This is a genomic window from Paenibacillus germinis, assembly GCF_013141785.1.
GTDB lineage: Bacteria > Bacillota > Bacilli > Paenibacillales > NBRC-103111 > Paenibacillus_E > Paenibacillus_E phytorum.
Genome location: NZ_WHOC01000006.1, coordinates 120,586 through 134,339, shown reverse-complemented (window position 1 = coordinate 134,339; position 13,754 = coordinate 120,586). Strand labels below are relative to the sequence as shown.

Annotated in this window: 16 protein-coding genes; all 16 read right to left on the bottom strand. The window is 47.9% G+C overall.

The window, feature by feature from the left end; translation table 11 throughout:
- Positions 1-220: 220 nt before the first annotated feature.
- On the bottom strand, positions 221-457 hold the full coding sequence (locus GC102_RS00625; RefSeq protein ID WP_171687768.1) for a hypothetical protein: 237 nt from the start codon (positions 455-457) through the stop codon (positions 221-223).
- Positions 458-739: 282 nt separating this feature from the next.
- Entirely contained in the window at positions 740-1,492 is a 753-nt protein-coding gene (locus GC102_RS00620; RefSeq protein ID WP_171687767.1) for a YwmB family TATA-box binding protein, read from the bottom strand.
- A 65-nt stretch (positions 1,493-1,557) separates the two neighbouring features.
- A complete protein-coding gene (locus tag GC102_RS00615; RefSeq protein WP_171687766.1) occupies positions 1,558-3,096 on the bottom strand; it encodes an amino acid permease in 1,539 nt (512 codons plus the stop codon).
- A gap of 52 nt (positions 3,097-3,148) precedes the next feature.
- Positions 3,149-3,277 carry a hypothetical protein gene (locus GC102_RS39945; RefSeq protein WP_261304047.1) on the bottom strand — a complete coding sequence of 43 codons (129 nt, stop codon included), beginning with the start codon at positions 3,275-3,277 and terminating at the stop codon, positions 3,149-3,151.
- Positions 3,278-3,351: 74 nt separating this feature from the next.
- Entirely contained in the window at positions 3,352-4,275 is a 924-nt protein-coding gene (gene eutC, locus GC102_RS00610; RefSeq protein WP_171687765.1) for an ethanolamine ammonia-lyase subunit EutC, read from the bottom strand.
- A gap of 58 nt (positions 4,276-4,333) precedes the next feature.
- Positions 4,334-5,695, bottom strand: a complete 1,362-nt coding sequence (locus GC102_RS00605; RefSeq protein WP_171687764.1) for an ethanolamine ammonia-lyase subunit EutB — start codon at positions 5,693-5,695, stop codon at positions 4,334-4,336.
- A complete protein-coding gene (locus GC102_RS00600) occupies positions 5,692-7,173 on the bottom strand; it encodes an ethanolamine ammonia-lyase reactivating factor EutA (RefSeq protein WP_171687763.1) in 1,482 nt (493 codons plus the stop codon). The genes GC102_RS00605 and GC102_RS00600 overlap by 4 nt, the downstream gene beginning before the upstream one ends.
- An 8-nt stretch (positions 7,174-7,181) precedes the next feature.
- Positions 7,182-7,784: an ANTAR domain-containing response regulator gene (locus GC102_RS00595; protein WP_171687762.1), complete on the bottom strand. Its 603-nt coding sequence runs from the start codon at positions 7,782-7,784 to the stop codon at positions 7,182-7,184.
- Positions 7,781-9,220 (bottom strand): sensor histidine kinase, encoded by a 1,440-nt coding sequence (locus tag GC102_RS00590; protein WP_246320669.1) that lies wholly within the window; start codon positions 9,218-9,220, stop codon positions 7,781-7,783. Before GC102_RS00590 ends, GC102_RS00595 begins: the two co-directional genes overlap by 4 nt.
- Before the next feature lie 38 nt (positions 9,221-9,258).
- Complete coding sequence (locus GC102_RS00585; protein WP_171687761.1) at positions 9,259-9,699, bottom strand: EutP/PduV family microcompartment system protein; 441 nt, start codon at positions 9,697-9,699, stop codon at positions 9,259-9,261.
- A gap of 4 nt (positions 9,700-9,703) precedes the next feature.
- Positions 9,704-10,045, bottom strand: coding sequence for a BMC domain-containing protein (locus GC102_RS00580; protein WP_171645417.1), 342 nt, complete (start codon positions 10,043-10,045; stop codon positions 9,704-9,706).
- Positions 10,027-10,329 (bottom strand): EutN/CcmL family microcompartment protein, encoded by a 303-nt coding sequence (locus tag GC102_RS00575; protein ID WP_171687760.1) that lies wholly within the window; start codon positions 10,327-10,329, stop codon positions 10,027-10,029. Before GC102_RS00575 ends, GC102_RS00580 begins: the two co-directional genes overlap by 19 nt.
- Positions 10,330-10,335: 6 nt before the next feature.
- A complete protein-coding gene (locus GC102_RS00570) occupies positions 10,336-11,157 on the bottom strand; it encodes a hypothetical protein (protein ID WP_171687759.1) in 822 nt (273 codons plus the stop codon).
- Complete coding sequence (gene pduL / locus GC102_RS00565; protein ID WP_171687758.1) at positions 11,158-11,952, bottom strand: phosphate propanoyltransferase; 795 nt, start codon at positions 11,950-11,952, stop codon at positions 11,158-11,160.
- Positions 11,953-11,960: 8 nt separating this feature from the next.
- On the bottom strand, positions 11,961-12,248 hold the full coding sequence (locus GC102_RS00560; RefSeq protein WP_047676490.1) for a BMC domain-containing protein: 288 nt from the start codon (positions 12,246-12,248) through the stop codon (positions 11,961-11,963).
- 18 nt (positions 12,249-12,266) lie between these two features.
- The gene (locus GC102_RS00555; protein WP_171687757.1) at positions 12,267-13,754 is read right to left on the bottom strand and encodes an acetaldehyde dehydrogenase (acetylating); all 1,488 of its coding nucleotides are present in this window, start codon (positions 13,752-13,754) and stop codon (positions 12,267-12,269) included.

The following is a 13,754-nucleotide window of genomic DNA, read 5'->3' as shown; positions in this document are numbered from 1 at the left end:
CATGATTATCAAAAGTAATGCAATGTTTTATTTTTCCAATTACAAAAAAGTTTCAAAGGTTGATTCTTACCTACTTTTATAACATCTCCCAACTAATAAATCATTATAACAAAAAAACACCTGCTGCTTAAGCACGTGTTCTTTATACTCACCTTTTTAAAAGCAATCGTCAAACCCATTAATGTTTAGTAATCCAAACACAAAGGCATTATAATTTTGTTCACTCAGCTGCTCTAGTTTCCATAATCCTTTCATGAACCACATAACTGTTGATAATGGCAGCTGCAAACGTTACTCGGTTGTTTCGAAAATAGTGAAATAAAATACGAGCTTCCAGGGACTCTTCATCATATTGCGAAAAGTTAAAGAAATCGTCATCTCCCCATCCCTCACTACGGAGGCTTTCAATCGATTCTGCAATTATACTAGGGATGATCGGCTTGGTTATCGTTGTCATATTCCCACTCCTCGGAGTATATTCAGATACCGTTTATTCCCCGTTTTTGCCCACATCAGGAAACAATAGCGATTATTTATAATAACGGGATTATTGGATGGTAGGATCGGCTTCTTTTGATTGGCTTTTTTCAGCATGTTAAGATCACCTCCTTGCTGTGTTACTCATTCTAACCAATCTATTAATCTATTAAACCTGAGATAACTATTAATTTTGATCCGACCCAAAGATAGAAGCAAACAAAAAAGGAGCAGCATTACACTGCACCTTAAGACTTTATTTTTAGTATTCCATTGTTATGATCGGAGTACCTACGGTTAGTCGCAACTTGCCAGTCGTAGACTCTTGATGCAAAGCAACCTGCAGATTTACCGTTTTGTCACCACTCTTAATAGAGGATTGGAATTCCTTCGAGGATAAAGACGCACTTACCGTATTCTGGTCCTTATAGCTTTCTACGATTTTGCCTTTAAAAGCTAGAGTTATTGAGTTTACCAGCTCTGTAGAACTCTTTTGACCAGACTGTTCTTGCTCATTAACATAACCTTGCACCATAACATTCCATTGGCCATTTATACCAAGCTTCTTCAATTGTTCGCCCGCTTGATCCTGCCACTTAACCAACTCCGACTTTTCAGCTTCATGAGAAGCGTCTAATCGCAAGACGACATAGCAGGCAGATTGTCCCCGTGGACTTGCAACTGTTACGGTGACGACCGCTCCGGGTGCAACCTCAGATTTCGCTGTATAGGTCGGATGTGAATTGGATTCACTCAACACTTCAGCCTGAGAAATCCCAAAAGCTTGGGACAATTTCTTCCCAGTTTGCAGCATATCCTGCGCTACACCATTGCACGTTCCGTAATTGCCTGTATATTTGAAGGTTATTTGATTCTCACTCATCATATACGGTTTAACTGTGTTCAATAACTGGAGCGCTTCTTGCTCACCATGCGCATCGGCATGACGAACCCACCCAAAAATAATGCTTATAATAAACATACAAATGATCGATAATAACCAAGATTTCTGCATATAAAAAGGCACCTCTTTATTAGAATCTTCAACTCTAGTAAAAGGATGCCCAAATCTAGCAGATGTTAAACAGAGGATGTTTTCTCAAGCTCTTTTTCCCGGCGTACGATCTCTTCCATGGAAGTGTTAAGTGCGGCCTGCGGCCCAGGGAAGTGATTTTTATAATAGGCCAAATCCATAATGATCAGAAGAATCAGCATCCCAGCTACGGCATAGCCAGCCATTTGATTCGGAGGAATAACCATGACGATACAGATGAAAATGATCCACAAAAGCGCAACGACAGAAATGAACGTGCTGTATTTTCCGAGATTCCATGGTCCGAGATGCTTATCTTGAAATCTGCCTTCGGCTTTCGCTCTCAGCTTTAGATAGATCGGAATGCCGTAAGCCACATATAAGCCCACAACACTGACCGCAGTTAAGAACGCTATCGTCGTGTAAGTCGCATCCGGATTCACCATTTTGATGATATAGTCGATGAAAGCTAGCAGGAATGAAAGGATAATGGCCAGCCAAATGGCTTTGGCAGGTGTGCGGTATTTCTTTGAAATTTGCGCCCACTGATGGCTCATCGGCATCCCTTTGTCACGAGAGAAGGCATACATCATACGCGAGAAGGAAGTGATAGAAGCTAGACCGCAGAACCACATCGCGGCGGTGACCAACCATAGAATGACAGATCCGAATGTACCGCCAAGCGCTTGACTGATGACATAGATGAAGGCATTGCTTGAACCTGCAGCAGCACCAGCATCCTTAATGGACAAGGTGACAAAAGCAAGCATAACGAATCCAATGACAAACGAATAGGCAACGGATGTGAAAATACCCCAAGGCGCGCGCACACGAGGGTTGATGGTCTCTTCGATCGTATGAGCAGAGGCGTCGTAACCCGTAAATGTCCACTGCGCTTGCAAAAGTCCGATTAGGAAAGCAAACATATACGGTTTATCCGAGAACGTTTCGCCCACTTTGAACAAATAATCGACAGGATTCAAATTACCTTTGGTGAAAAAGGCCAGTGACAAAACCAGTACCGCCACCACAGCGATATGGTACCATGCCGAGAAGTCGTTAAGCCTAGAAACGATACGAATCCCGATATGATTCAGAATACCATGCGTAAGTAGTATGATCGTAAAACAAATCAACACGGTTGTATTGCTGGATTCATAACCAAACACACTCGCGATGAGCGGATCGGCGAATAGCGCTACGGAATAATCGATACCAGCCACAATCCCGATTTGGCCGATCAGATTGATCCAAGCGGTGTACCAGCCCCAGCGTTTGTTTTTCAAAATGGCCGCCCAGTGGTACAAGGCACCAGCCGTAGGAATTGCCGAAGCAAGCTCAGCCATGACTGCCGCGACAAACATGACAAAAAGGGCGACAATCGGCCACCCAAAGCCCATCATACCCGCACCGCCATAGGTTAATCCGTGGCCGTATAACGATACTGCGCCAGTAAGAATGGAAATGATGGAGAATGAAATCGCGAAATTGGAAAATCCACCCATGCTGCGCAGCAATTCCTGGGCATAACCGAACTTGTTTAAATCCCTTTTGTCTTTGTCATGATGATTGGAAGGGTTGCTCATCTTTGATCCTCCTCATCAGATAGATACGATTTGTACAAACAATTCACAAGTCTCATTTCCCTAGGAAACTTTCATGCTTGCTTTCATCGAATTCGCGAATGCTTTTGTTGGCGATTCTGACAATCCATAAAGCAAACAAACACGTTACCGCAATAATTACGATTCCAATCGTCAGTTCCATTCGGCCTCCACCTCCTTCTCCGGACCACCATATAGAAAAGCTTCTTAGCGAAGCGCATTCTCAAGGAAAAACGGTTAGATTTCCAAGTTGACACCGCTCGTCTTTTGCTCGAGCATTTTATTCACGATGGTGCCGATATGCGCGCCACCCTCCAGTGGAGGGGTACCCCCGCGATGAATGTTGGAAATCACCGTGCGATCGCTCTCTACCGTGCCTTTACGCGGTTTATAGCAGATGTAAGCACTTAGCGATTTCGACGAAACAAGTCCAGGCCTTTCCCCGATCAAAAGCACAAGCACTTCCGGCTGCACAATTTCGCCGATGTGATCCATGACAGCAACCCTACCTCCACGGACGAAAAATGGAGTACCTGTGGATAACCCGTAAGCACTCAGTGAATCAAGCAGCGAAGGATAGACAGCGCCCAAATTGGCGTCTACCGCATTGGCGCTCAAACCATCTGAAACGACAATCTGCACCTGCGGCTTAATCTTGCACCTTTTCTGAATGACCTCAATTCCTTCTTCGGTGATGATACGTCCCATATCGGGGCGTTTTAAATAGTTTTCCGTATTCTCGTACCGAGTTTCTACCGTAAACAAACCGAATTCGTCCAAAAGTGCCTGACTGGCTTCACCATATATGGAATCAACAGCAGCGGCATGGTCACGGCGAAACTTAAGCACCTCTTTGGTGAGCGCCCTCGTTCCCGTTCGCCATACGCCGATACGTGCCGGGGTACTGGCAAGCAGTTCATTCATCCCTTCCTCCCATTTGGGAGTTGGTACATTAGAGGTGAATGTATCCAATTCGGGGAACAGGTCCAGTTCCGACACCATTTCTACTCGGGTAGACGGCTGAACTTCCTCGTTAACCAGATCAGGGTTCATAGAGCGAATGGCCGCCGGATTATCAGCAGCTTTGGAAGCAGACAGCTTCTTCTCAAGCTCTGCCATCACCATATCGACAAGCTGATCCATGGGGACAGCTTTGTTCATACTTGTTCCTCCTTAGAGTTTTGCGTCAGCAAAACTGGCTTCGTAAGCAACAACTGTGTTACATAAAAAGGGTCGGATCTCCCGCCAGCGGCGTTAAACGGCCATTTTCCATGATCCCCATTTTCACCAGCCATTGTTCAAATGCCGGGGCTGGGCGCAGTCTCATCAATTCCCTCAAAGTGGCGATATCGTGGTAGCTGGTAGATTGGTAATTGAGCATGCAGTCATCTGCCATGGCTACACCGATCAGGTAATTGACACCTGCAGCGGAAAGCAGCACCGCCAAATTGTCCATATCATTCTGATCTGCCTTCATATGATTGGTGTAGCAAACATCTACCCCCATCGGCAGCTGCTGAAGCTTGCCCATGAAATGGTCTTCCAAACCAGCCCGAATGACCTGCTTGCTATCATACAAATACTCAGGTCCGATGAAGCCCACAACCGTGTTGACGATAAACGGCTTATATTTTTGGGCAAGGCCATAACAACGTGACTCGAGTGTGACCTGGTCGATACCGTGATGAGCTTCGGCTGACAATTCGGAGCCTTGGCCTGTTTCAAAATACCATAAATTCGGCCCGGTCCCCGTGCCTTCCCTGGCAATGAGATCATCTGCTTCGTTAAGAAGAGCAACATCGATACCGAACGCTTTATTGCCGTTTTCCGTGCCGGCCAAGCTTTGAAACACCATATCGGCAGGAGCGCCTTGGCGAATAGCGCGCATCTGGGTTTTGATATGTGCTAAGACACAGTTCTGTGTCGGAATCTGCCACTTCTCCATCACTTCTTTGGTAACCTGCAAAATATTTTTGACGCTATCCGCTGAATCGATAACCGGATTGATACCGATAACCGCATCACCGATCCCATAGCTTAAAGCTTCAAATAAAGCGGCCTTAATCCCCTGAATATTATCCGTAGGATGATTGGGTTGGGCTCGCCCAGACAGAACTCCCTTTTGACCAATCGTAATATTGCAATGCGTTGTGACTTCCATTTTGGATGCGGCTTGCACAAGATCAAGGTTGCTCATTAATTTGGCGGCAGCTGCTACCATCTCACTCGTTAAGCCACGGGAAAGTCTACGAATTTCATCATTTCCCGTTTCTTGCCGCAGCAAGTACTCCCGCAGCTCCGCCACCGTCCAATTACGAACCTCGGTATATATCTTTTCGTTCATCCCTTCCTCGATTACCCGCGACACTTCATCGATTTCCGGCGGCAGCAGAGGGTGATTACGTATATCCGCCAGCGTCAAATCGGACAGAACCAGCTTGGCTGCAATCCGCTCCTTCGCATCCTGTGCGGAGATACCGGCCAACTGATCGCCTGATTTCTCCTCGTTTGCCTTCGCCATGACTTCCTTTAAATCTTTAAATTGAAAGGTTGTACCAAGCAACGTTGTCTTCAGGTTCACTGACTTATCCCCTCCGCTCTGTTGTGAAATGCCAACGTCTTAACCACCACCGGAATCATGATCCCAGAAATCGGCTCGCCCAAATCGATATAATCTCCATGCTCCACACGGATTTGATCGATGCAAATGACTTTCGGACGTTGTCCGCAGCGCTTAGCCAAAGATTGACCGAGCGCCTTCGCGATATCTGTTTCACAGATGACCACCATAGCTTCACAAGCAGGAAAATGGTGGACAAAGCTTGCATGTAATCGATCCGCTAAGTGCTGAAGCGATGTGTATGTAAGATCATTCATTCCTGACAATGCCAGCCCGAACGGAGGTGACTGATCCCGATCAAAGAGGCTTGCGCCGCTTTTCATGATCGCATCTAGCGCATTCGTAAGCAGCTCAGTTTGCTTAAGCATCTGCGGTGTTATATCAAACCCCAGTACAGGCAGATTGCGAATCGGAAGCAGCGATGCATCCAAATGCACCGTAGCACCGCTGATTTCCGTACTCTGCATCCCGGCACCAATGACGGTCGCTCTGACCGTCTGATCTGCACGGATGAGGCGGATAGGATATTGGGCCGATAATTCCTTCCATGTGTGGGCCAGCAGAGGGCCAATATCCTGATGCACCGTTGTATCTGCTAGACTTTCTGGTTTCTTCTCCTCCATCAATAGGCCGATCCCTCCGGATACCATCCATTCTCCAATGGGAGGCATTGACGCAAGCGGCTTGCCGTTCAGCAAGGAACGAAGTGATTCATCATGCTCAGGAATGATCTGCCCGGCTAAATAATCCATCATGCAGTGGCACATTCCCATGCAGATTTCTTTTATGAGAGTAAAGCTAACCGTGTCGCCTGACTTAATGTTGTATCCGCTAGTCCTCAACCACGGACGAATCGATGGCGAGACGTCTATAACGGTTCCTGTTGGATCCATCTGGATGAGCCTGCCACCAACGTGAAAGGTGACCGTTCCAATCAGCTTGCCTCTTTGAAAAATAGCCGCATTCGCTGTACCTCCGCCAATATCGATATTGGCGACTGCGCCTCGAATCTGCATCGAACGGCGCTCCGCACCGGCACCTTTGCCAGCAAGCAGCCCTTCTAGATCAGCACCTGCGGTTGCTACAACGAAATCGCCCGAGCGTTCGGCGAGCAGATGCAGGATTTGTCTCGCGTTTGTTTTATTCGCCGTTTCGCCGGTAATGATCACGGCGCCGGATTTCAAATCCGTCGGACGGATTCCTGCCTGCTCGTACTCTTTGGTCACGATTTCCCAGATACGCTCCGCATTGATTTCATCGCCGTTATTCAGCGGTGTGCTGTGAATCGGACTCGCGTACAGCAATTCCCGCTCCGCGATCTCAAATCGAGGCAAGCTGAGAACACCAGACGAGCGTACTAATTTCAAACGGCTAATCACCATTTTGGTCGTACTCGTTCCGATATCTAGGCCGACACTTGTGATCCACTGGTTATGCATTTCTCCGTTCACCCGTCCTGTGCCACGCTAGATAATGATTCCAAACCCTCGGTGAGCATGCACGCCGCCAGCTTCGAAAGAGGAATACGAGTAGTCATGCTCGCTTCACGCATTTTCTTGTAGGCTTCTTCCTCATTTAAGGAGTATGCCTGCATCACGATGCCTTTCGCTTTTTCGATCACTTTACGCTCTTCGATGGATTGCTTTAGCTGTTTGATGTCCTGTTTCAGTGAATCCATCTTTTCTTTTTGACTCAAAGCAATTTCAACAGCGGGCAGCAAATCTTCCTCCGACACCGGTTTAACCAGGAAAGCGGCGACACCCGCCTCGCGAGCATCCTTCACCAATTCCTTCTGGCTGTACGCGGTAAGCAGTAAAATAGAGGTATCCTGCTGCAGCTTGCGTATAATTTGAGACGCCTTGATGCCGTTCATGACCGGCATTTTAATATCCATGATGGCTAGGTCCGGTTTTAATCTGGCTACGAGTTCTACCGCTTCCTCCCCATTTTTGGCTTCTCCCGCGACCCAATATCCGCCCTCTTCCAGCATTTCTCGAATATCCATGCGAATGATCGGATCATCATCCACAACAACGATGGCGTTTTTCATGCCGATTCGTCCTCCTTCTGCTGCGCTTTGGAAAGCGGAAATGTGATTAGAACGTCCGTACCCCGTCCATCCGAAGTTATGTGAATGACACCGCCGAGATTTTCCTCCACAAGTGTCTCTGTGATTTTCAAGCCAAGATGACCCTTCCTGTCCGAATGGTTTGCTGCTTCGAATCCGACGCCATTGTCAGATACACGGACACAAACGATTGTGCCACTACATTGCAAAGAAATTTCGATATTCCCGGTACGTCTCTCCCCAAAAGCATGCAGCACGCAGTTCTGCACAAGCTCATTGACAACAAGTGCAAGCGTCGTGGCAACGTCTGATTGCAAAATAAGCTCATCACCCGAAATTTTCGGGTAAATGTTCTGATCTGGTTTGGAAGAGGATGAAATAATATTCTTCGTAATACGGTCCACCACATCGTTGAAGTGGATCGTTTCAAGTCCTTCAAAGGCAAGCATTTCATGAATGACGGCAATGCTGTTAATGCGGTTGATACTATCGCGATAGACTCTCTCTACTTCTTCAAGCTTGGTTCTTCGCATCTGCAAGCGGAGTAGACTGGATACGGTCTGCAAATTATTTTTCACACGATGATGAATTTCTTTAATAACTGCGGATTTGATCACCAACTGCTTTTCTTTTTCTTTAATATCCGAGATGTCGCGGATGAGAATAATACCGCCAACCTCCCGCTGATCCCGGTAGATGGACATGGCTTTTAGATCAAAGGAAACATGACCGATTTGAAGCTCCTGATGGATGAGTCCTTTGTGGCCAATGAGAGGGCTCCCTTCCAATCTGCCATAAAACAACTGGGCAATCGGGTATCCGTTGATCGCGCCGACATGACCGATTTCCTTCAACATTTCAGCTGCTCGGGGATTGGTATAGGTCACACACTCTTTGTCATCAAATAAAACAATGCCTTCGTGCATTAGCGACTGCATACTGCCCTCAGACATCGCCACAGTAAGCAGCGTTTCGCTCAGCTGTTCCGTTGTCTCCATTAATCTCGTCACATTTTTCTCCTGCTCGAGCTTTTCGGAGATGTCCTTTTCCATGATCAATGCGCCAATGACATTGCCGCCTTTTGACCGAATCGGCACGACATTCTGCTGAATAGCAATTTGCTCCTGTGAGATGCCTCTCGATCCGATTACGGATTGCCCGGAAAGCAAACAAAACATCACGGCAGGCTCATTTTGCACAAAAGCATATTGTCCGACGACCGATGTCTTATACAGGGATGGGGCTGAGGATGGGTGTGCCTCGGCAACCACAAGCGCTGAACCCTTGTCTGCGAGCGGGCAGTCAATAAATACATCCGATTCCGACACATCGGCTATCAATTGCAGCTGAGCGGCCATTTCTATGATCGTTTGGGCTTCTTCCTCGCTTAAAATCGTATGATTCCTGCACAATTCCATGATCAATGCCACCATGAATCCCTCATTACGTCGTAGATTTACTCCTGTACAATCTCCATAAGTCTTTCTTTCAGCCGTTGAATTCCCACTGTGGATGCAGCCGATGTCAAAAAGATTTCGCCTTCTTGCAATGACTGCCTTAGAAGGGTAATTGCTCGATCAATGTCTGCCTTAGGGTGATCAATTTTGGTCACGGCCCCAAGCGTTAGCATCGGAAACCCCTGTTCAAATCCGGGAGGAAAATAATTTCTATTTCGGGTGGCATCTTGCACAAGCAAAACAGCTGCAGTCTCATGAGAGGTCGCTATTAGGGAGCGATAATACATTGGATTTTCGCTGTATTCACCGGGCGTATCAATGATCCAGTCCCGGTAGATGAGACTTTGGGTTTTGGTCGCCGGCTCCGATTCCCCGAACAATGCTTTAATTAACGTTGATTTCCCAGCACCGACAGCGCCGATCATCATCACTTTTTTCATAAATTCAAGACCTCGTTATCGGTGCAGTCGCAAATTTTAGCTTATCCTGCAAAAAAGCATTCACAGCCTCAATCGCCATCTCCACAGCGGCCACTTCTCCCGTGAGCACGAGCGATCCGGTGAACCGATCCAAATAACCGATGCCCACACTAGCTGCTTTGGTCGCAATGTCAGCGGCAATGATCGCCGTTTCCGTGGGGGTAAGCGTTAAAATTCCGATCGCATTCCTTTCTTCAATGCCGAGCTTCGTATACAAAACCGGGTCAGGATTGGCAATCACATGAGCCAGTGTCAGTTGTTTGCCGGGCACATATTCCTGAATCACTCTCATCTTCTGCTCTTCCATACATCCTCCTCGGTTTCTTGAGCGACCTCATAACTATCTACAATGCCCACAATCATTGCATCGATAGGAACCATTTTATCCGTGAACAAGGTTCGGGCCGGACTCCCTCTAGAGACGATCACATTCTCGCCAACACCGGCTCCAATACGGTCTGCGGCAATGATCGGAGTGCCCGCTTCGCTGTCTTTGAAATCCATCGGCTGGATCACTAACAATTTCAAATTGTCCATGCCTACTTCTTTTTGCGTAGCCCATACACTGCCGATTACTTTTCCTAAAAACATAGGACCTCACCTTTCAGCCGCATATTCGATCGTGATGCCTTTCTCCTTCAGCATGTCTTGGGCCAGTGAAGAAATGAGCGTTCTCTTGCCAACTCGCAGTGAGCGAAGAGATTTATTTTTGGATTCCCGCGCCACCCAATCCGCCGAGATGAGCCTTCCTTCATAAACGATGTGCCCGTTATCCTCGGTGTGATCGGCTTTTTCTACTGTGCTGCCCACTTCTGCGACTTCAGAATCCGGACGGATTTTGTTCACAACCATTTCAGCCAGCTGCTTCAATGGACCAAATTCAACGCCATACATTTGCAGTTCCATTTTGTAATAATCAAAAAGGTTTGCATAAGACTTAGGCAGTGTTATTGTCTTGAGCGTCCGCCGGTCCGCCCGCTTCAACCCCGAAATATCATCGCCGATGAGTACAAATTTATTTTGAACCAATGTTGAAAAGATGATCTCCGATATGATGGTCCCTTTCATGCCAAGAGTGGCCCTTGCCGCATTATCTAGATCAATTTCCGGGATCACGATTCCCTCATATTCGAGAGGCACCTCTAGAGGAGACGGCGCGAATTCGTCGGATGCAATCGTTTTTCCACGACCGCCGCATTCAATTTGGTGCTTCCCCAGCCAAGAAGAAGCTTCGCCATCCAGGAACAAAATATCATGATTAACCTGGTGATTATTTAACCATATAAAATGATCTGTAAAAGCCTCATGGGCCGTACTGTCGTAAAAAATGTAAAGCACCTTTGGCCGCTTGGCCGCTTGCTTCTCCAATGAGTCAATGAGCTCACGAACAATAGATTCGACCATTTGCTTGATCTCCACCTAGAGCTGCCTCCTTTCGGCGCGCGTGATTTCACCGTTTTTGCCGATCATCTGGACCTTATCCCCTGTATTCAAATGGGCAGCATTCGCTTCATCCAAGTCGATATGAAAATCCAGCGAAAAATGCGCGCTAACCCTCACGATCGTATCAGCAAAAATAATCGGCCGCTCCGCCATGGCTTGGACAATGAGGTGATCTCCTTCATTGACCTGAAAGGTTTGGGCATCTTCTGGAGACATGTGCACGTGATTTTTGGCAATGATCAGTCCCTGCTGCAAAACGACCGTTCCGCCCGAACCGACGAGTGTAATACTTGGTGTGCCTTGGATATCACCGGATAATCGGACCGGAGGATGAACGCCAAGCGCATATCCGTCTGTACGCGAGATCTCCACTTGGGTCGCTCCACGTGAAGGACCAAGAATGCGGACATGTTGGATGATCCCTTTCGGACCAACCAATGTCACGGTTTCGCGCGCAGCGAACTGACCTTTTTGGGACAGCTCACGTTGAGGTGTTAACGCGTAACCGCCGCCGAACAACGCTTCAACATGCTCGGGAGAGAGGTGAACATGCCGGTTTGACACGCCGACTGGAATGAGCTTGAGCCCAATATCCTCGCTTCTGGGAAGGATTGTTGACTCCGAAGGGGCCACGTGACGCAAAGAGATTCCCCTATCTTTCAAAAAGTCAGCGGCTGCCGGTGTCAGCTTATCCCCGTCCGTTATCGGAAACGGGTTTGGCAGGCCTTTTACCAATTGCGTACGCAGATGCGTTTCCGTAATAAGCGTCATATACGTATTTAACCTTCGAGCTTAGGAAGAATGAACTCAATGTCGGAATGCGGACGAGGAATGACGTGAACTGAGACAAGCTCTCCCACTTTTTCCGCAGCTGCAGCACCTGCATCCGTGGCCGCCTTTACAGCGCCAACATCTCCTCTGACCATGACCGTGACAAGTCCTCCACCAACATGAACTTTACCGACCAATCTCACATTCGCTGCCTTGACCATGGCGTCTGCCGCTTCAATTGAACCTACCAAGCCTTTCGTTTCCACTAAACCTAAAGCTGCCATTTCTCCTGCCATTTGAATTTCCTCCTCCGGTTATGTATGCAATTGCATTTCGGACAGCACGCTTTTAATGATCTGCGCAACTTCATCACGCGTAATACCGAGTTTATTAGAGCTTTCTAAACTTTCCGCCACTAGCGCTACAACACGGTTCGTATCGGACTCCGTCGGCATCTCTTTTATGCCAAAAGCAACACGTTTGATGTTCAGTAAATGCTGTGGTCCAATGTTATCGGATGTGATGTTATTGCCGTAGGAACCACACCCCAGCGTCATCGATGGCATAATCCCCGTCGTTGCACCGATTCCCCCAAACGTAGTGCCTGTATTCACCACAATGCGCGATGCTGGTTTCTCTAGCCCGAACGCTTCAATGATCGACAAGTCCTCGCCATGTATGCCGATTGTATGTCCAAGTCCTCCAAGCTCCAACAAATCGATGCAGCGTTGACAGCCTTCTTGCCAGTCACTCACGGTATATAAAGCAAGCACAGGACTGAGTTTCTCCATGGAGAATGGATACGCATGTCCTACCTCCGACTCTTCCGCGACCAGTACCCTCGTATCCTCCGGGACGGTTATGCCAGCCTTGCCCGCAATCACTTGCGGAGAACGGCCAACCACATTCGGGTTCATCCCTTTTCCAATGGTGAGGATTGAGCCGACCTTTTCTTTTTCCTCCGTGTTCAAAAAGTGAGCCCCTTGCCGCTTCAATTCCGCGACCAGCTCCGCTTTTACCGCTTGATCGACGACAAGCGCTTGTTCCGAAGCGCAGATCGTTCCGTAGTCGAACGTTTTGCTTTGAAGAATCAGGCGCACAGCTCGTGGGATATTCGCACTCTGATGTATATAAACTGGCACGTTACCTGGTCCGACACCGTATGCAGGCTTGCCAGAGCTGTAAGCGGCCTTGACCATTGCTGTTCCACCCGTTGCCAAAATGATATCAGTCAGCTTATGCCTCATTAGTTCGCCGCTCGCCTCAAGGGACGGAACCGATAGACAATGAATCAGTCCAGCTGGGGCTCCTGCCTTCTCCGCTGCAGCACGCATGACGGATGCCGACTCCTGCGAACATCGCAGCGCTGATGGATGCGGACTAATCACGATGGCGTTTCTTGATTTAAGTGCGATCATGCATTTGAACAAGACCGTCGATGTCGGGTTCGTTGAAGGTATAATGGCAGCAACAATACCGACTGGTTGAGCGATTTCCCAGACTTGCTTGCTATCATCTTTGCGGATGATACCGACCGTTTGCATATCTTTGATCGCTGAGTAGACGTCCCTCGCAACGAAGAGATTCTTCGCCTTTTTATCAGCGACTTTTCCGAAGCCCGTCTCTTCTACGGCCATTGCACCCAGCCGCTCTGCCTCTGACTCCGCCGCTTCCGCCATGGCTGCTACGATCGTATCTATTTGCGACTGTGTCATTTTCTCCATTTTTTTTTGTGCTGCCTTCGCCTCTTGAAGGAAATGGCGGACCTCCTGGATCGCTTGTAAATCGCTATCTAGCTTCAT

Coding starts and splice junctions, on each gene's coding strand:
- GC102_RS00625 (WP_171687768.1), bottom strand. CDS start 457: ATGACAACGATAACCAAGCCGATCATCCCTAGTATAATTGCAGAATCG.
- GC102_RS00620 (WP_171687767.1), bottom strand. CDS start 1,492: ATGCAGAAATCTTGGTTATTATCGATCATTTGTATGTTTATTATAAGC.
- GC102_RS00615 (WP_171687766.1), bottom strand. CDS start 3,096: ATGAGCAACCCTTCCAATCATCATGACAAAGACAAAAGGGATTTAAAC.
- GC102_RS39945 (WP_261304047.1), bottom strand. CDS start 3,277: ATGGAACTGACGATTGGAATCGTAATTATTGCGGTAACGTGTTTGTTT.
- eutC (WP_171687765.1), bottom strand. CDS start 4,275: ATGAACAAAGCTGTCCCCATGGATCAGCTTGTCGATATGGTGATGGCA.
- GC102_RS00600 (WP_171687763.1), bottom strand. CDS start 7,173: ATGCATAACCAGTGGATCACAAGTGTCGGCCTAGATATCGGAACGAGT.
- GC102_RS00595 (WP_171687762.1), bottom strand. CDS start 7,784: ATGAAAAACGCCATCGTTGTTGTGGATGATGATCCGATCATTCGCATG.
- GC102_RS00590 (WP_246320669.1), bottom strand. CDS start 9,220: ATGGAATTGTGCAGGAATCATACGATTTTAAGCGAGGAAGAAGCCCAA.
- GC102_RS00585 (WP_171687761.1), bottom strand. CDS start 9,699: ATGAAAAAAGTGATGATGATCGGCGCTGTCGGTGCTGGGAAATCAACG.
- GC102_RS00580 (WP_171645417.1), bottom strand. CDS start 10,045: ATGGAAGAGCAGAAGATGAGAGTGATTCAGGAATATGTGCCCGGCAAA.
- GC102_RS00575 (WP_171687760.1), bottom strand. CDS start 10,329: ATGTTTTTAGGAAAAGTAATCGGCAGTGTATGGGCTACGCAAAAAGAA.
- pduL (WP_171687758.1), bottom strand. CDS start 11,952: ATGACGCTTATTACGGAAACGCATCTGCGTACGCAATTGGTAAAAGGC.
- GC102_RS00560 (WP_047676490.1), bottom strand. CDS start 12,248: ATGGCAGGAGAAATGGCAGCTTTAGGTTTAGTGGAAACGAAAGGCTTG.
- GC102_RS00555 (WP_171687757.1), bottom strand. CDS start 13,754: ATGAAGCTAGATAGCGATTTACAAGCGATCCAGGAGGTCCGCCATTTC.